The organism is Marinobacter shunpengi (assembly GCF_045449715.1).
GTDB lineage: Bacteria > Pseudomonadota > Gammaproteobacteria > Pseudomonadales > Oleiphilaceae > Marinobacter.
This window is the reverse complement of record NZ_JBJJLA010000015.1, coordinates 196741-213329: the sequence shown is the minus strand read 5'-3', so window position 1 is coordinate 213329 and position 16589 is coordinate 196741. Positions and strand designations below refer to the sequence as shown.

The 16589-nt window shown below is 62.2% G+C and carries 17 protein-coding genes; 15 read left to right on the top strand and 2 right to left on the bottom strand.

Translation table 11 applies throughout. From position 1 onward, the window contains the following. The first annotated feature begins 113 nt into the window (after positions 1-113). The 15 genes from accA (at position 114) to ACJO3T_RS08925 (ending at position 14861) form a co-directional block, all read left to right on the top strand. Positions 114-1067 (top strand): acetyl-CoA carboxylase carboxyl transferase subunit alpha, encoded by a 954-nt coding sequence (accA, locus tag ACJO3T_RS08995; protein WP_406964546.1) that lies wholly within the window; start codon positions 114-116, stop codon positions 1065-1067. Then, positions 1051-2361 carry a tRNA lysidine(34) synthetase TilS gene (gene tilS, locus ACJO3T_RS08990; protein WP_406978335.1) on the top strand — a complete coding sequence of 437 codons (1311 nt, stop codon included), beginning with the start codon at positions 1051-1053 and terminating at the stop codon, positions 2359-2361. The genes accA and tilS overlap by 17 nt, the downstream gene beginning before the upstream one ends. A gap of 137 nt (positions 2362-2498) precedes the next feature. Further along, positions 2499-4124: a CTP synthase gene (gene pyrG, locus ACJO3T_RS08985; RefSeq protein ID WP_406964550.1), complete on the top strand. Its 1626-nt coding sequence runs from the start codon at positions 2499-2501 to the stop codon at positions 4122-4124. 30 nt (positions 4125-4154) lie between these two features. Further along, the gene (gene kdsA, locus ACJO3T_RS08980) at positions 4155-5000 is read left to right on the top strand and encodes a 3-deoxy-8-phosphooctulonate synthase (RefSeq protein WP_406978334.1); all 846 of its coding nucleotides are present in this window, start codon (positions 4155-4157) and stop codon (positions 4998-5000) included. A gap of 73 nt (positions 5001-5073) precedes the next feature. Then, positions 5074-6369 carry a phosphopyruvate hydratase gene (eno, locus tag ACJO3T_RS08975; RefSeq protein WP_406978333.1) on the top strand — a complete coding sequence of 432 codons (1296 nt, stop codon included), beginning with the start codon at positions 5074-5076 and terminating at the stop codon, positions 6367-6369. 217 nt (positions 6370-6586) lie between these two features. Next, complete coding sequence (gene ftsB, locus ACJO3T_RS08970; RefSeq protein ID WP_406964554.1) at positions 6587-6859, top strand: cell division protein FtsB; 273 nt, start codon at positions 6587-6589, stop codon at positions 6857-6859. Between the two features lie 21 nt (positions 6860-6880). Continuing rightward, positions 6881-7591, top strand: coding sequence for a 2-C-methyl-D-erythritol 4-phosphate cytidylyltransferase (ispD, locus tag ACJO3T_RS08965; RefSeq protein ID WP_406978332.1), 711 nt, complete (start codon positions 6881-6883; stop codon positions 7589-7591). A gap of 27 nt (positions 7592-7618) precedes the next feature. Then, positions 7619-8098 carry a 2-C-methyl-D-erythritol 2,4-cyclodiphosphate synthase gene (gene ispF, locus ACJO3T_RS08960; RefSeq protein WP_406978331.1) on the top strand — a complete coding sequence of 160 codons (480 nt, stop codon included), beginning with the start codon at positions 7619-7621 and terminating at the stop codon, positions 8096-8098. Then, a complete protein-coding gene (truD, locus tag ACJO3T_RS08955) occupies positions 8095-9153 on the top strand; it encodes a tRNA pseudouridine(13) synthase TruD (RefSeq protein WP_406964558.1) in 1059 nt (352 codons plus the stop codon). Before ispF ends, truD begins: the two co-directional genes overlap by 4 nt. A gap of 129 nt (positions 9154-9282) precedes the next feature. Then, positions 9283-10032 (top strand): 5'/3'-nucleotidase SurE, encoded by a 750-nt coding sequence (gene surE, locus ACJO3T_RS08950; protein ID WP_406964559.1) that lies wholly within the window; start codon positions 9283-9285, stop codon positions 10030-10032. Beyond that, positions 10029-10685, top strand: coding sequence for a protein-L-isoaspartate(D-aspartate) O-methyltransferase (locus tag ACJO3T_RS08945; RefSeq protein WP_406964784.1), 657 nt, complete (start codon positions 10029-10031; stop codon positions 10683-10685). The genes surE and ACJO3T_RS08945 overlap by 4 nt, the downstream gene beginning before the upstream one ends. A 5-nt stretch (positions 10686-10690) precedes the next feature. After that, positions 10691-11629: a DUF368 domain-containing protein gene (locus ACJO3T_RS08940; protein WP_406964785.1), complete on the top strand. Its 939-nt coding sequence runs from the start codon at positions 10691-10693 to the stop codon at positions 11627-11629. Between the two features lie 333 nt (positions 11630-11962). Further along, entirely contained in the window at positions 11963-12733 is a 771-nt protein-coding gene (locus ACJO3T_RS08935) for a peptidoglycan DD-metalloendopeptidase family protein (protein ID WP_406978330.1), read from the top strand. Between the two features lie 304 nt (positions 12734-13037). Further along, positions 13038-14045, top strand: a complete 1008-nt coding sequence (gene rpoS, locus ACJO3T_RS08930) for an RNA polymerase sigma factor RpoS (protein ID WP_406964562.1) — start codon at positions 13038-13040, stop codon at positions 14043-14045. Positions 14046-14288: 243 nt separating this feature from the next. After that, a complete protein-coding gene (locus ACJO3T_RS08925; RefSeq protein WP_406964564.1) occupies positions 14289-14861 on the top strand; it encodes a chalcone isomerase family protein in 573 nt (190 codons plus the stop codon). A 345-nt stretch (positions 14862-15206) separates the two neighbouring features. On the opposite strand, the gene nth is transcribed toward ACJO3T_RS08925, so the two are convergent. Beyond that, entirely contained in the window at positions 15207-15848 is a 642-nt protein-coding gene (gene nth / locus ACJO3T_RS08920; protein WP_406964565.1) for an endonuclease III, read from the bottom strand. A 24-nt stretch (positions 15849-15872) separates the two neighbouring features. Then, positions 15873-16589, bottom strand: coding sequence for an electron transport complex subunit E (locus tag ACJO3T_RS08915; protein ID WP_406964566.1), 717 nt, complete (start codon positions 16587-16589; stop codon positions 15873-15875).

Below are 16589 nucleotides of genomic sequence, written 5' to 3'. Positions count from 1 at the left end.
ATCAGACTAAGGTCCGCTTTTTTACATGGCCTTGCATTGGTATCTTTAGGCAAATCCTGAATCTCCAGCGCCTCTGATTGTTGCGCTGAACAAAGACAAGTTGATGGAACACCATGAACCCTAACTACCTGGACTTCGAACAGCCCATTGCCGACCTGGAAGCCAAGATCGAAGAATTGCGACTGGTTGGCAACGATACAGAAATCAACATTACCGACGAGATCAGCCGGCTCCGGAACAAGAGTATAAGCCTCACCGAGAGCATCTTTTCCGATCTGAAAGCCTGGGACGTTGCCCGCCTGGCCCGGCACCCCCGTCGGCCGTACACCCTCGACTACGTTGACATGGTGTTCGAGGACTTCGATGAGCTGCACGGCGACCGGGCCTATGCCGATGACCAGGCCATTGTTGGTGGTACCGCCCGGCTGGATGGCAAACCGGTAATGGTGATCGGCCACCAGAAGGGGCGTGAAGTGCGTGACAAGGTGCGTCGAAACTTCGGTATGCCGCGCCCCGAGGGCTACCGCAAGGCCCTGCGCCTGATGGAAATGGCCGAGCGCTTCCGCATGCCGGTGCTCACCTTTATCGACACGCCGGGTGCCTATCCGGGCATTGGCGCCGAGGAGCGGGGCCAGAGCGAAGCCATTGCCCGCAATCTTGCGGTGATGTCCCGGCTGAAGACCCCGATCCTCTCCACCGTGGTGGGCGAGGGCGGCTCCGGTGGCGCCCTGGCCATCGGTGTCTGCGATCACCTGTACATGCTGCAGTACTCCACCTATGCGGTTATCTCTCCCGAGGGGTGCGCCTCCATCCTCTGGAAGAGTGCGGATCACGCTTCCCAGGCCGCCGAGGCCATGGGAGTGACCGCCAATCGTCTCAAGGAACTCGGTGTGGCGGATACCGTGATCAGGGAACCCCTGGGTGGCGCTCACCGCAACCCCCAGGAAATGGCTGACAACCTCAAGGAAGAACTGCTCAAGGGGATGCATGAAATGGGCAACCTCAGCCAGGACGAGCTGGTGGCCCGGCGCTACGAGCGCCTGACCCGCTATGACACGGGGCGGTAACCCGCCCCCCGACACCTTCCTTCCGGAGTTGCTGGCACCCCTGGAGGCGCTGGCCGTCACCGGCCACGTCCGGGTCGCCCTGTCCGGCGGCCTGGACTCCGTGGTCCTGCTCCACCTCGCCCACCGGGTGTTTGAACACCACCCCGCCGGCTTTTCCGCCATCCACGTCAACCACCAGCTACAGCCGGACGCGGTTGCCTTCGAGGCCCTGTGCCAGCGGACCTGTGAGCAACTGGCCGTACCCCTGGAGGTGGTTCCTGTCCAGGTGGACGCAGGCGGGGGCAGTATCGAAACCGCTGCGCGCAACGCCCGTTACCAGGTCTTCTCGGAACGGCTGGACGCCGGTGATGTCCTGCTGATGGCCCACCATGCTGACGATCAGGTGGAGACCCTGCTGTTCCGGTTCCTGCGTGGCACCGGTGTGCACGGGCTTGCGGGTATGCCGATGAAGCGGCCCCTCGACCAGGGAATGCTGGTGCGGCCGTGGCTTCAGATGCCCCGGTCGTGGCTCAGGCAGCTGGCCCAACGGGCGGGGTGGTCCTGGGTGGAGGACCCCACCAATACCGATGAGGGGTTTGATCGCAACTTCCTGCGCCAGCGGGTGCTGCCGGACCTTCGACAGCGCTGGCCCAGTCTGGAGCGACGGCTACTGGCCACCGCCCGGGCCTGCGGGGAATCCGCCGAACTGGCGACCATGCTCGCGGAAACCCACTTCCACCAGTTGCAGGCCGGACCAGGCCGCCTCCACCTGCCGGGGTTTCGCGCCTTGCCCATGGCAGCCCGGCGCAACCTGCTGCAATGGTGGCTGGGTGAGGATCTGGACCGGTCCCTGGGCGATCATGAGATCCGCGACCTGACGGAAGCCCGGGACCATGCCCGTCCCGAGATACTGGCCGGTGAATTTGCCCTGAGACGGTTTCAGGACCATATTTACCGGGTGTCCCGGTCACCGGCGCCGCTTGCGGCAGAGCAGTCACTGGCGGCCGGTCGGACCCTACAGGACGGGGTGTTCCGGCTCTACCTGCACCCGGCGGAGGGCAGTGGGTCGATGCCGGAACTGCATCTTCGTCACCGCCGGGGCGGTGAACGCTTCAGGCCGAGGCCGGACGGGCCGACCCGGTCACTAAAGAAATGGCTCCAGGAGCAGCAGGTTCCCCCCTGGGAGCGGGACCAGCTGCCTCTGGTGTTCCGGGGAAACGACGAGTTGGTGGCTGTCGCGGACCTGTGGTGCGAGCCGGGACTGGCGGGACCGCACCCCGGGAATGGCGGGTGGCTGGAGATACGGCGGGAGTAGCGGCGCGGCCCAGGCTGTCAGGAGCAACTTTTACGGCGGGTTCGGATTGAGCGCCGGGGGGCTTTCTGGTAATCTGGCGTCCCATCTTGAGATGACAATCTCCCTCCTTTACTGAACCTGACAATCACGGAATCTGCATGACGCGTTATATTTTCGTCACCGGCGGTGTTGTGTCCTCATTGGGGAAAGGGATCGCGTCTGCCTCCCTGGCGGCCATCCTGGAAGCACGGGGCCTTAAGGTCACCATTCTCAAGCTGGACCCCTATATCAATGTGGACCCGGGCACCATGAGCCCGTTCCAGCACGGTGAGGTCTTCGTGACCGAAGACGGTGCAGAAACCGACCTGGACCTCGGCCACTACGAGCGGTTTATCCGCACTCCCATGACCCGTCGCAATAACTTCACCACCGGCCGGGTCTACGAAGAAGTGATTCGCAAGGAACGCCGGGGTGATTACCTGGGCGGTACCGTGCAGGTAATCCCGCACATTACCGACGAGATCAAGCGTCGTGTGGTGGAAGGCGCCGCCGGGGTGGATGTGGCCCTGGTGGAAATCGGCGGCACCGTGGGTGATATCGAGTCGCTGCCGTTCCTGGAGGCCTGCCGCCAGCTCAAGGTGGAAGTGGGTCCGCAGCGGGCGCTATTCATGCACCTGACCCTGGTGCCGTACATTGCCACCGCCGGCGAGATCAAGACCAAGCCCACCCAGCACTCCGTGAAGGAAATGCGCTCCATTGGCCTGCAACCGGATATCCTGCTGTGCCGTTCCGAGCACGAGGTGGATGCTGGTTCCCGCCGCAAGATTGCCCTGTTCACCAACGTCGAGGAGCGTGCGGTTATCCCGCTGGAGGACGCCCGTTCCATCTACTCCATTCCCCGCATGCTCCACGGGTTTGGTCTGGACCAACTGATCATCGAGCGCTTCAACCTCAAGGCCGGTGACGTGGACCTCAGCGAGTGGGACGCGGTGGTGGACGCCCTGACCAATCCGCAGCAGGAAGTCACCATTGCCATGGTGGGCAAGTACATGGAGCTGCTGGACGCCTACAAGTCGCTGATCGAATCGCTGCTCCACGCCGGCATCAAGACCCGCACCAAGGTCAACATCGAGTACATCGACTCCGAGGACATTGAGCGCAATGGTACCGGCGTCCTGGAGAAGGTGGACGCGATCCTGGTACCGGGCGGATTCGGCGAGCGTGGTGTGGAAGGCAAGATTACCACCGTAAAGTATGCGCGCGAGAACAAGGTGCCCTACCTGGGCATCTGTCTGGGCATGCAGGTGGCGGTGATCGAATACGCCCGTAACGTGGCCGGCCTGGAAGGAGCCCATTCCAGCGAGTTCCGCGAGAATTCCCCGGCTCCGGTGGTGGGCCTGATCACCGAATGGCTGGATGCCAGTGGCAACCGCGAGGAGCGTACCGAGGAATCCGACATTGGCGGCACCATGCGCCTGGGCGCCCAGGACTGTGTGGTCACCGAGGACTCCACCATCGGCCAGTGCTACGGCAGAAAGATCATCCGCGAGCGCCACCGGCATCGCTACGAGGTCAACAACCATTTCGTGCCGCAACTGGAACAGGCCGGCCTTCGGGTCTCGGGCCGGTCCACCGACGGCAAACTGGTGGAAGTGGTGGAAGTGCCGGACCATCCCTGGTTCGTCGCCTGTCAGTTCCACCCGGAGTTCACCTCCACCCCCCGTGACGGACACCCGCTGTTCACCGGATTCGTGGAAGCGGCTCTCAATAACACCGGACGATAACGGCCCGGGCGCACTCAAGGACACACAGCCATGGCACAGAACACCGTCTCGGTCGCCGATCTCACCATCGCCAATGACCAGCCGTTCGTACTGTTCGGCGGTATGAATGTGCTGGAGTCCCGGGACCTGGCCTTCGAGGTGGCGGAGGCCTACGTGGACATTACCCGTCGCCTCGGCATCCCTTACGTCTTCAAGGCCTCCTTCGACAAGGCCAACCGGTCCTCCATCAACTCCTTCCGTGGCCCCGGGCTTGAGCAGGGCCTGCAATGGCTGGCGGACATCAAGGCGAAATATCAGGTCCCCATTATTTCCGATGTCCATGAGCCCTGGCAGGCCGAACCCGCCGCCGAGGTGTGCGACATCATCCAGCTACCGGCCTTCCTGAGTCGCCAGACCGACCTGGTGGTGGCCATGGCGAAGACCGGCGCGGTCATCAATATCAAGAAGGGGCAGTTCCTCGCGCCCCGTGAGATGGCCCACATCATCAACAAGTGCGGGGAGGCCGGCAACGACCGGGTCATCCTCTGCGAGCGGGGCACCAGCTTCGGCTACAACAACCTGGTGGTGGACATGCTGGGGTTCGGGCAGATGAAGGAGCTGGGTGTGCCGGTATTCTTCGATGTCACCCACGCCCTGCAGATGCCCGGTGGCCGGGCGGATTCCGCTGGCGGGCGCCGCGCCCAGGTGGTGGACCTGGCTATGGCCGGTATGTCCCAAGGCCTGGCCGGCCTGTTCCTGGAAGCCCACCCGGACCCGGACAAGGCCCTGTGCGACGGCCCCTGTGCCCTGCGGCTGAGCCAGCTGGAGCCGTTCCTGAAACGTGTGAAGGCCATGGACGAGCTGGTAAAAGGTTTTGAACCCCTCGATACGGCCTGAGGTTGCCTGCGGGCAAGGCCATGATTTTCGATTTTGATACGTTGATCTGAACATTATCCGGAGAGTGAAAAGCATGACCAAAATCGCTGATATCAAGGGCCGGGAGGTCCTGGATTCCCGCGGCAATCCGACGGTGGAAGCCGACGTGATCCTTGAGGATGGAACCCTCGGACGGGCCTGTGCACCGTCAGGGGCCTCCACCGGCTCCCGGGAAGCGCTGGAACTCCGCGATCAGGATAAGGGTCGTTATCTGGGCAAGGGTGTTACCAAGGCGGTCGCCGCGGTCAAGGGTGAAATCCGTAATGCCCTGGTCGGCAAGGACGCGGCGGATCAGCGGGCGCTGGACCAGATCATGATCGACCTGGACGGTACCGACAACAAGGCCAACCTGGGCGCCAACGCTATCCTGGCGGTGTCCCTGGCGGCGGCCAAGGCGGCGGCAGCGTCCCTGGGCAAGCCCCTGTACGAGCACATTGCCGATGTGAACGGCACTGCCGGTCAGTACTCCATGCCGGTACCGATGATGAATATCCTCAATGGCGGTGAGCATGCCGACAACAACGTGGATATCCAGGAATTCATGGTGCAGCCGGTTGCCGCCAAGAGCTTTGTCGAGGCCCTGCGCGTGGGCGCCGAGATCTTCCACAGCCTGAAGAAAGTGCTGAAGAACCAGGGCCTGAACACTGCGGTTGGTGACGAGGGTGGTTTCGCCCCCAACCTGCCGTCCAACGAAGCGGCCCTGGCCGCCATCCAGGAGGCCGTCGAGGCCGCCGGTTACAAGCTGGGCACCGACGTGACCCTGGCCCTGGACTGCGCTTCCTCCGAGTTCTACCGGGATGGCCAGTACCAGCTCTCCGGCGAAGGCAAGAGTTTCGACTCCGCCGGTTTCGCGGATTACCTGGCGGGCCTGTGCGAGCGTTTCCCCATTGTCTCCATTGAAGACGGCATGGATGAGAGTGACTGGGATGGCTGGAAGGTCCTCACCGACAAGCTGGGCAGCAAGGTGCAACTGGTGGGTGATGACCTGTTCGTGACCAACACCCGCATCCTGAAGGAAGGCATCGAGAAGGGCGTTGGCAACTCCATCCTGATCAAGTTCAACCAGATCGGCAGCCTGTCCGAGACACTGGATGCCATCAAGATGGCCCAGGCCGCCGGTTATACGGCGGTGATTTCCCACCGTTCCGGTGAAACCGAGGACACCACCATCGCCGACCTGGCGGTGGCCACCTGTGCCGGCCAGATCAAGACCGGCTCCCTGTGCCGTTCCGACCGGGTTGCCAAGTACAACCAGTTGCTCCGTATTGAGGAAGCGCTGGATGGCAAGGCACCTTACCGTGGCCTGTCCGAGATCAAGGGCCAGGGCTAGTCGATCAGCCACCGGAGGCCCCGGTTAGTGCATAGCGGCGTTAATTAGGCTAGACTCTTGCTGCCGCCGGTTGTTCGCTCAGCCGGCGGTTTTGTGACTCAGGGCAGGGAAGTATCGGCAGGGAAGCGCATGTTGCTTTCCCCGCACGAAAGCCCGATGTCACACTGGCAAAGGCGTCGAGTTACGCTCCGGGCAAATGGAATAACGGAATTGTGCGATGAAGGTGCTCTGGTCCATCATGGTCATACTGATTGTCCTGCTGCAGGTGCGCCTGTGGGTGGGGGAAGGCAGTTATGCCCAGGTCTGGGGCCTGAGCGAAACCATTGCCGAGCAGCGTCAGGAAAACGCCAAGCTCGCCGCCCGTAACGAACGCCTCTACGCCGAGGTTCGCAACCTGGGCTCCGGCCAGGGCGCCGTCGAGGAACGGGCCCGCAAGGACCTGGGACTGATCCGCAATGATGAAACCTTCTTCCTGGTTGTGGAGCCCTGAATCCAGAGCTTCCCGTTGTCTATGAATACCCATCGTTTCTGGCTTGTGGTGCCGGCCGCCGGTATCGGCCAGCGCATGCAATCCTCCGTTCCCAAGCAATACCTGACAGTCTCCGGCCGATTCGTGCTGGACGTGACCCTGTCCCGCCTGCTGGAAGCCGGCCCCTGGGCGGGGTGCGTGGTGCCGCTTCACGGAGAGGACCAGTGGTGGTCCGACAGTGGGAGCGCCTCGGACCGTCGCATTGAGACCTGTTCCGGCGGCGACGAGCGGGTCGACTCGGTGATCAGTGCATTGCATCACCTCTCCGGTCGGGCGGGCGATCGTGACTGGGTGCTGGTTCATGATGTGGCGCGACCGTGCATCCACCGGGAGGACCTGGCGCGACTCAGGACGGAACTGGCGGACGACCCCGTCGGCGGTCTGCTGGCGTCGCCGGTTTCCGATACCATCAAACAGGTGGAAACGGATGCTGACCGCATCGGGAAAACCGTGGATCGGCGCCGCCTGTGGCGGGCCTTCACCCCGCAGATGTTCCGCTATGGCGACCTGTTGTCGGCACTGCAAACCGGGGTACGTGAGCATCCCGGTACTATTACCGACGAGGCGTCGGCAATGGAGCTCGCCGGCTGGCAGCCGCGGGTGGTCACCGGGCGCACCGACAATATCAAGATTACCGTTCCGGAGGACCTGGCGCTGGCGGAGTTCATACTCGCCCGCCAGGACGCCGGGTAACTCCTTTATCAGGTACAGGCAGGTGTCATGAGGATAGGTCAGGGCTTCGATGTCCACGGGTTCTGCGAAGGATCACAGGTGATCATTGGCGGTGTTCCCATCCCCCACGAGAAGGGGCTCAAGGCCCACTCCGATGGTGATGTGCTGCTCCACGCCATCGCGGATGCACTGCTTGGCGCAGCGGCCCTGGGCGACATTGGCCACCTGTTCCCGGATACCAGTGCCGAATGGGCCGGTGCCGACAGTCGCGTGCTGCTGCGGGAAGTGCGTCGCCAGGTGGCGGACCGGGGGCTGCGGGTGATCAACGTGGACAGCACCATTATCGCCCAGGCCCCGAAGATGGCTCCCCATGTGGACGCCATGCGCCAGCATATCGCCGAGGACCTGGGGGTAGCCATGGACCGTGTCAGTGTCAAGGCCACCACCACGGAGAAACTGGGCTTCACTGGTCGCGGGGAAGGTATCGCCTGTCAGGCGGTCTGCCTGCTGGACGACGAGAATTCATGAGTCGCTGGCGGCTGGACTGGCCCTGGCCTGAAGGTGCGCCGTTGGGAAGCGCCCGGCTGAAAGTCCATCCGGAGGATTTCCGGGTGACCGAACGGTTGGAGGTGGGCGGCCCGGTCCATGAACTGGACGGGCAGGATGATATTGACGTGCCGGGGCAGGGGGAGCACCTGCTGCTCTACCTGGAGAAGACCGGCGACAATACTCCCTGGGTGGCGCACCGGCTGGGAGAGCTGGCCGGATGTGGCGATCGCGGCGTTGGCTACAGTGGCCTCAAGGACCGCCACGCGGTGACCCGCCAGTGGTTCAGCGTGCAACGGCCCGGCCTTGAGGGCGGTGACCCGGCGTTTATCCGGGCACTACAGCAACACTGGCCGGTGCTGGCGGTTGCCCGCCGGGACCGCAAGCTACGGCGGGGCGAGCATCAGGCCAACCACTTCCGGATCCGCCTGCGGGAGGTGACCGGAGATCCGGCGCAACTGGCACCAAGGCTCAATACACTGGCCCGCCAGGGTTGCCCCAACTATGTCGGGTTACAGCGTTTCGGCCATGACGGCGGCAACCTGGAGCGGGCGGTGGCCCTGTCACAAAAGCCGGCCCGTCGACGGCGTCGGGGCCGCAAGGCATCCGGCAATCGCGAAGGTCTGTATTTCTCCGCCGCCCGTTCCTGGCTGTTCAACGAGGTGCTGGCGGAACGGGTGTTGCAGGGCAACTGGCGGGACTTGCTGGGCGGGGAGCCGGACCCTGCCCCCACCGGTCCGCTATGGGGCGATGGCGGCACCGTGGCGCAGGGGGCTCAGGGCGCCCTGGAACGGGAAGTCGTCGCCCGCTACCCGGAGATGGAAGCGGTGTTTGCCGATACCCGCATGGCCCCCGAGCGCCGTGCGCTGGCGTTACGGCCATCCGGGCTGGACTGGGCCTTGTCTGACGCGGAGGAGGGCCCCTGCCTGGACCTGTCGTTTACCCTGTCACCCGGACAATACGCTACAACCCTGCTGTCGTCGGTGGTGACCCTGGTGTCGTCGTCCGACGGGCAGGAACCTGCGGAATTTTCGTAACCGATTTGTCAGAATGACCCTCCCATGACACAAATGTCATCGTTTATCCGTTAGAATTCTGAGCGGCTTATTCTATTCAGGGGTGCCTTGCCGGGCATCACCGGAACATTTTCGGAGAAACTGGAAATCGTGCGTATCTTGCTGTCGAACGATGATGGGGTGCACTCCCCGGGGCTGGTGGCCCTCCATGCCGGCCTGGAAGGGCTGGCGGAACTGGAGGTCGTGGCGCCTGACCGTGATCACAGCGGGGCCAGCAATTCGCTGACCCTCAACCGTCCATTGACCGTGGAACAGCATCCCGGCGGCTTCCGCTCGGTGGACGGTACCCCCACCGACTGTGTGCACCTGGCGGTGAATGGCCTGTTCGACAGACCGTTTGACCGGGTGGTTTCCGGCATTAATACCCATGCCAACCTGGGCGACGACATCATCTATTCCGGCACCGTGGCGGCCGCCACCGAGGGCCGTCACCTGGGCCTGCCGGCCATTGCCGTGTCCCTGGTGAATGAGGGCCACTTCCACTACGAGACCGCTGCCCGGGTGGTGCGCACACTGCTGGAGCGTGAGGACTGGCCGGATCTGGGCAGCCGCTGCATCCTCAATGTGAACGTACCGGATGTCCCCTGGGACGCTATTGCCGGTTTCCGGGTGACCCGGTTGGGGCGCCGTGGCCGGGCCGAAGGGGCCGTCCCCATGACCTGCCCCAGGGGCAAGGCACGTTACTGGATCGGCGCCGCCGGCGAGGGGGCCGATGCCGGGCCCGGCACCGATTTCCACGCCATACGTGAGAACTATGTGTCCATCACTCCGGTCCATATCGACATGACCAGGCATGATGCGTTGTCATCCCTGAGGCACTGGGTGGAGGCCGGACACTGATGGTGGCTATTGACGGAATCGGAATGACCTCCCGCCGCACCCGGCTGCGGTTGATCCAGCGGCTGCGGGAAGCCGGCATCGGCGATGAACGGGTCCTGGGGGCGATGGAAGAGGTGCCCCGGCATATCTTTGTGGACGAGGCATTGTCACACCGGGCCTACGAGGACACGGCACTCCCCATCGGCAATAACCAGACCCTGTCCCAGCCCTACATTGTTGCCCGTATGACCGAGGTGCTGATGAGCGCGAGCCCGAAGAAGGTGCTGGAGCTGGGCACCGGCTCCGGCTACCAGACCGCCATCCTGGCCAGGCTGTGTGACGAGGTGTATAGCGTGGAGCGGATCAAGGCACTGCAGGACCGGGCCCGGGAGAGGATGCATCTGCTCAGACACCGCAATGTGATGCTACGGCTGGCGGATGGCCCCATGGGCTGGCCCGACCGGGGACCCTACGACGGCATTATGGTGACCGCGGCTCCCCGGGTGCTGCCGGAGGAGTTGCTGGATCAGCTTGCGGATGGCGGTGTCATGGTGGCACCGGTAGGAGAGGAACAGCAGGTGCTGGTGAAGGTGACCCGGGACGGTGACAGCTTCCATACCGAGGAAATGGAACCGGTGCGGTTCGTGCCGCTGCTGGGCGGGGTGGTTCGTTGAGTGGCATCCGGCAGACCGCGGGGATCTTTATCAGGGGTATTGCCATGGGGGCGGCGGACGTGGTTCCGGGAGTGTCCGGCGGCACCGTAGCCTTTATCACCGGCATCTACTTCCGACTGCTGGGGGCCATTGGCGCCGTGCCATCGGCCTTCCTGCACTCCCTGGTCCGGGGGCACTGGCGCCGTTTCTGGCATGAAATCGATGGTGGTTTCCTGGTCTCGCTGCTGGCCGGCATCCTCACCAGTATCGCCACGCTGGCCAACCTGATCACTTGGGGACTGGAAACCTATCCCATTGCCCTCTGGAGCTTTTTCTTCGGGCTGATTGTGGCCTCGGTCTGGCATGTTCTCGGGCAGATGAATGAGCGCCGGTGGTGGCAGGTACTTCCCATTGCGGTGGGGGCCGCGTTTGCATGGTGGGTGACGACCCTCTCCGCTGGCCAGGTCAATCCGGGGGCGACCGCCTTCTTCCTGTCCGGCGCCCTGGCCATCTGCGCCATGATCCTGCCGGGACTGTCGGGCAGTTTTATCCTTCTGATCCTGGGCATGTACGGCCCGGTGCTGACGGCGGTCCGGGAGCTGGACCTGGCGCTGGTCGGCCTGTTCATGGCGGGCTGTGTCCTGGGACTGCTGAGCTTTGCGCGATTGCTGGGCCTGGCCCTGCGCAAGGCCCACGACCTGGTGCTGGCGATACTGACCGGTTTCATGGTGGGTGCCCTGAACCGGGTATGGCCCTGGCAGGAAGTGGTGAGCTGGCGTGCTGACAGTAGTGGAAATCAGGTACCCCTGGAGCAGGTGAGCGTCTCGCCGATGCGTTATGCTGAGGTGACAGGCGAGCCGGCACAGATTACGGTAGCGGTAGTGGCCCTCCTGATGGGCCTGGCCCTGGTGTTGTTTGGCGAATGGGTCGCTGGTCGGAGATCGCAGGCGCCGTCTCCGGCCTAAGTCCCGTGATGAACTGCCGCATTTGGCGGCATCAGATTTCCAGGACTGTGCCGTGGGTCACGGTATGGGTGCGAAGGGTGTTACCTTTTCGGCGGGTCACTTGTTTCCTCAGGTAACACTTGGCGGTTCCCGGTAACCCCGACATGTTTACAAAAGATGCAAGAAATTAGTGGTTTAGGGGATCATTCGCCAAAACGTGCTAAGCTGAAAAGATAATTTTGAGATAAAAACGACATCAATATATCCGTGAATTATAGCCGCAGTCAGCGTCAGCCGGGCCCGGGTATGGGGCCGCGTTCCCGCTCCGGATGGAGACATGGCCTCCTTCTGCTGATGCTTGCGATCCTGTCATCGACGGCCCTGGTGGGGTGTAATACCTCCGCCATCTATGGTGACAGGGACTACAATCCCCCCGTTTACTGGGGGCGTCATGTGGTTGAAAAAGGTGAGACCCTGTACAGCATTGCCTGGCGGTATGGCCGCGATTACCGGGAACTGGGCAATGCCAATGGCATGGAGCCGCCCTATACCATCCACCCCGGTCAGGTCATCCGTCTGGACCTCCGTGGAAGGGCTCCCGCCGACGCGCCCAGGACCGCTTCCCGTCCCACCGGGTCCACCCGAACCCCCGCTTCCTCCCCGGCCCCGGCGCCAAAACCCGAGCCGGCTCCAACGGTTACCCGCAAGCCCGACCGCAATGTGGATTTGTCGGAACAGAGCCAGACGGTCTCTGACATAAACTGGCGCTGGCCGCACGTTGGCACTGTAATTGCAAAATTTTCAACATCCGGGAAAGTCAACAAAGGCATTGATATTGCCGGTAATTCCGGAGACCCGGTCAGGGCGGCCGCCGACGGAAGTGTGGTTTACGCCGGTAACGGCCTGCTCGGGTACGGGAACCTGATTATCATCAACCACAATGAGCACTACCTGAGTGCATATGCCCACAACAGGCGCATACTGGTAGCGGAAGGGGAAAGTGTGAAGCAGGGCCAGACCATCGCCGAACTGGGAAGTAGCGGCACGGATGGCAACAAACTCCACTTCGAGATACGGCGAAACGGTAACCCGGTGGACCCGTTACCTTATCTTCCGACGCGCTAGGGCGGATTCCGGTTGTCAATAACCCCGGATCCGTGAAGAATGACCAAGAGAAGGCAGGGAGGCATCAAAACGTCATACACGCTATCTAGTCTGTCCGTTGATGGACGCATAAAACCAATAAGAACAGGAAACTGTCACTCGTTTCATACCAGAAATGTCCTGAACCAAGAATAAGCGGAATCAACAAAAACGGGGCTCGCAACAAGAAAAAACAGCGGGCAGTCATCCGGCAGGACCCGGGGATGCATCAATTCCGGAGTAGGGCACTTGCCGACAGGATCATTTGAAAGGCGGGGCTAGAGTTATGTCTGCAGAACATGAAGAGATGATCATCGATCGTGTTGCTGATGTAGAAGACACCGAAGACGAAGCGGAGGCCCAGGAGGTCGTCGCGGAAGTTACCTCCAGTACGGATACTGCATCCGCCCCTGCGGATGAGCCGGATTTTACTCCCCACGGCCGATACTTCGGCTCCCAGAAGCAGTTGGATGCTACCCAGCTCTATCTCAATGAAATCGGTTTCTCACCATTGCTGACGCCGGAAGAGGAAGTCTATTTCGCGCGTCTGGCCCGCAAGGGCGAAGAAGCGGGGCGAAAGCGGATGATCGAGAGCAACCTTCGCCTCGTGGTGAAGATTGCCCGCCGGTACGTGAACCGCGGCCTGACCCTGCTGGACCTGATTGAGGAAGGCAACCTGGGGCTGATTCGCGCCGTCGAAAAGTTTGACCCGGAGCGCGGCTTCCGTTTCTCCACCTACGCCACCTGGTGGATTCGCCAGACCATCGAGCGGGCGATCATGAACCAGACCCGCACTATTCGTCTGCCGATCCATGTAGTGAAGGAACTGAACCTCTACCTCCGCGCTGCCCGGGAACTCACCCAGAAGCTGGACCACGAGCCCTCCGCGGAAGAGATCGCCAACATGGTGGACAAGCCGGTGAGCGATGTGGAGCGCATGCTGGGGCTTAATGAGCGTGTGGCTTCCATGGACACCCCCATTGGCACCGGCGGAGAGAAGTCGCTGCTGGATACGGTCGCTGATGAGGGGGCTCATGACCCGGCGGACATGCTGCAGGACAATAACCTGTGCACCTGTCTTGAAAACTGGATTGACCAGCTCAGCGACAAGCAGCAGGAAGTGCTGTCACGCCGCTTTGGCCTGCGGGGTTATCCCACCAGCACGCTGGAGGAAGTTGGCCGGGAGATTGGCCTGACCCGCGAACGTGTTCGGCAGATCCAGGTGGAGGCCCTGCGTCGGTTGCGGGAAATTCTCGAGAAGGAGGGCTTGTCCAGCACCCTGCTGTTCAAGTAATTCCCATACCTGTGAGCGAAGAAACCGGCCATGGTCATGGCCGGTTTTTTTGTGGTGATATTTTGTGATGTGCATTACGCCCGACAGGCTCCGAACGTTTGAATTCTCGGTTACCATACACCGGCTATCCCGACAGGTGGGATACCCCCGGCTTTCGAGGCCGGGAGTCTTTTACGGCATGGTTTTTCGCCGTGGGGGCGCCCGGGCCGTCAGCCTTCCAATAACGAATAACAGGAGTTAACTATGGTTTCACGCTTGATGGCGGTTCTCTGCGGATTGTGTCTGAGCGCCCTGGCGGCATCCGGTGCCGCCGCCGTGGAAGTGGAAGGTGTCAACGTTGCGGAGTCAAAGACCGTGGACGGTACCAGTCTTGTGCTGAATGGCGTTGGTGTCCGCTCCAAGTTCTTTATCGACCTGTATGTCGCGGCCCTGTACCTTCCGTCGAAAACCTCCGATGACGCCGCCATTCTCAAGGCGGATGAAACCCAGGCCATGGTCCTGCATGTGGTCTCCGGCCGCATCAACAGCGATAACATGACCGAGGCCACCCTGGAAGGGTTCGAAAACTCCACCGGGGGCAATATGGTGCCGATCGAGCAGGAGGTGGACGAACTACTGACAGTCTTCGCCGACGAGATCAGTGAGGGGGACACCTTCGAGCTTGTGTATGTACCGGGTGACGGCGTTCGTGTGATCAAGAATGGCCAGGTGGGCAAGACCATCGGTGATCGTGCCTTTAAGGAAGCCCTGTTCGGCATCTGGCTGGGTAACGAGCCGGCCCAGGGCAGTCTGAAGGACGATATGCTGGGCGAGTGACATATCCCAGGGCGGCTTTGGCCGCCCGAGCCATACAGGTCCGGAGCGTTTCCCTGAGGTTGTGAGTTGCCTGCGTCTGACGTGCCTGATTGTTTGGGTGCGTGGCCCGGAGCCTGAGGCTTGGGGGGAGGCCGAGGGGTGGGGGTACTTTTCTTCCGGAAAACGTCAAACTCGCTTCGCTCAGACAACGTTTCCCTGCAGAAAAGCACCCCCACCCCTCGACCCCGGGCAATAAGCAAGTCTCCATGTTGATTGTAGAGGGTTGCACAGGTTTCGGAGGCATAGGGCTCATGTCCTTGACGGGGTGGCACTCCCGACAGACCCACTACACGCCAGATCGGATGGCTACTCCATATAATCCCGCTTGTACCGGAACTCACAAAGATCCTCGATAATGCAGGCGCCGCACCTGGGCTTGCGGGCGGTGCAGGTGTAGCGGCCGTGGAGGATCAGCCAGTGGTGGGCATCCAGCAGGAATTCCTTCGGCACCAGGCGCATCAGCCGTTTTTCCACCTCCAGCACGTTCTTGCCGGGGGCGATACCGGTGCGATTGGAAACCCGGAAGATATGGGTATCCACGGCCATGGCCGGCTGGCCGAAGGCGGTATTGAGCACCACATTGGCGGTCTTCCGACCGACTCCCGGCAGGGCTTCCAGTTCCTCGCGGGTGCTGGGGACTTCGCTGTTGTGCTTTTCGATCAGTGCACGGCAGGTTTTGATGACGTTCTCCGCCTTGCTGTTGAACAGGCCAATGGTCTTGATGTACTCCTTCAGCCCGTCCACGCCCAGGGCCAGGATGGCTTCGGGGGTGTTGGCCACCGGATAGAGTTTGGCCGTCGCCTTGTTCACACCCACATCCGTGGCCTGGGCGGAGAGGATCACCGCAATCAGCAGTTCAAACGGCGTGCTGTAGTTCAGCTCCGTGGTGGGGCTGGGGTTGGCGTCCCGCAGCCGGGTGAAAATCTCGATGCGTTTCTGTTTGTTCATAGGGCCTGATCGGTACGTCGGTGGTCAGGAAATATGGCCGGTTACCCGGACCCGTTTGCTGCCGGCGGCCACGGTATCGGTGGCGCGGGCCTTGCGCCGCTGCTCCAGTTTCGTGTCGATGCCGTTCTTGAGGGCAATCAGCAGGCCCAGGCCGACGAACGCCCCGGGGGGCAGGACCATGAACAGCATGTCCGGGTAATCCCGGAATACATGGACGGTCCAGTCTGCGGCTATTGGCCCCAGCAGCAGGTGCATATCGGTAAACAGGGTGCCCTGGCCAATCAACTCCCGCAGCCCCCCCAGGACGATCAGCACCGCCAGGAAGCCCAGCCCCATCATGGCGCCGTCGAGCAGGGCGGGCGCCGGGGAGACCTTGGAGGCAAAGGCATCGGCCCGGCCCAGGATCGCGCAGTTGGTGACAATCAGCGGAATAAAGATACCGAGGATCTGGTAGAGCTCGTAGGTATAGGCCTGCATCAGCAGCTCCGCGCAGGTCACGAAGGATGCAATAATCATCACGAAGGCCGGCAGGCGGACCGAGTCGCTGATGAAATTGCGGATCAGCGATACCGCCAGGTTGGAGCCCATCAGCACCAGCAGGGTGGCGATGCCCAGGCCGATGGCGTTCACCACCGTGCTGGTGACGGCCAGCAGGGGGCACAGCCCCAGCACCTGCACCAGGGCCGGATTGTTGGTCCAGAGGCCGTCGCGGATGATCTCGGCGCTGGTCTTGTTGCTCAT

What these genes read in the sequence shown, in the direction of transcription:
- tilS (WP_406978335.1), top strand. Translation starts at nt 1,051, where the DNA reads ATGACACGGGGCGGTAACCCGCCCCCCGACACCTTCCTTCCGGAGTTG.
- accA (WP_406964546.1), top strand. Translation starts at nt 114, where the DNA reads ATGAACCCTAACTACCTGGACTTCGAACAGCCCATTGCCGACCTGGAA.
- pyrG (WP_406964550.1), top strand. Translation starts at nt 2,499, where the DNA reads ATGACGCGTTATATTTTCGTCACCGGCGGTGTTGTGTCCTCATTGGGG.
- ispF (WP_406978331.1), top strand. Translation starts at nt 7,619, where the DNA reads ATGAGGATAGGTCAGGGCTTCGATGTCCACGGGTTCTGCGAAGGATCA.
- eno (WP_406978333.1), top strand. Translation starts at nt 5,074, where the DNA reads ATGACCAAAATCGCTGATATCAAGGGCCGGGAGGTCCTGGATTCCCGC.
- truD (WP_406964558.1), top strand. Translation starts at nt 8,095, where the DNA reads ATGAGTCGCTGGCGGCTGGACTGGCCCTGGCCTGAAGGTGCGCCGTTG.
- ACJO3T_RS08935 (WP_406978330.1), top strand. Translation starts at nt 11,963, where the DNA reads ATGCTTGCGATCCTGTCATCGACGGCCCTGGTGGGGTGTAATACCTCC.
- ispD (WP_406978332.1), top strand. Translation starts at nt 6,881, where the DNA reads ATGAATACCCATCGTTTCTGGCTTGTGGTGCCGGCCGCCGGTATCGGC.
- kdsA (WP_406978334.1), top strand. Translation starts at nt 4,155, where the DNA reads ATGGCACAGAACACCGTCTCGGTCGCCGATCTCACCATCGCCAATGAC.
- ACJO3T_RS08915 (WP_406964566.1), bottom strand. Translation starts at nt 16,589, where the DNA reads ATGAGCAACAAGACCAGCGCCGAGATCATCCGCGACGGCCTCTGGACC.
- rpoS (WP_406964562.1), top strand. Translation starts at nt 13,038, where the DNA reads ATGTCTGCAGAACATGAAGAGATGATCATCGATCGTGTTGCTGATGTA.
- ftsB (WP_406964554.1), top strand. Translation starts at nt 6,587, where the DNA reads ATGAAGGTGCTCTGGTCCATCATGGTCATACTGATTGTCCTGCTGCAG.
- ACJO3T_RS08925 (WP_406964564.1), top strand. Translation starts at nt 14,289, where the DNA reads ATGGTTTCACGCTTGATGGCGGTTCTCTGCGGATTGTGTCTGAGCGCC.
- nth (WP_406964565.1), bottom strand. Translation starts at nt 15,848, where the DNA reads ATGAACAAACAGAAACGCATCGAGATTTTCACCCGGCTGCGGGACGCC.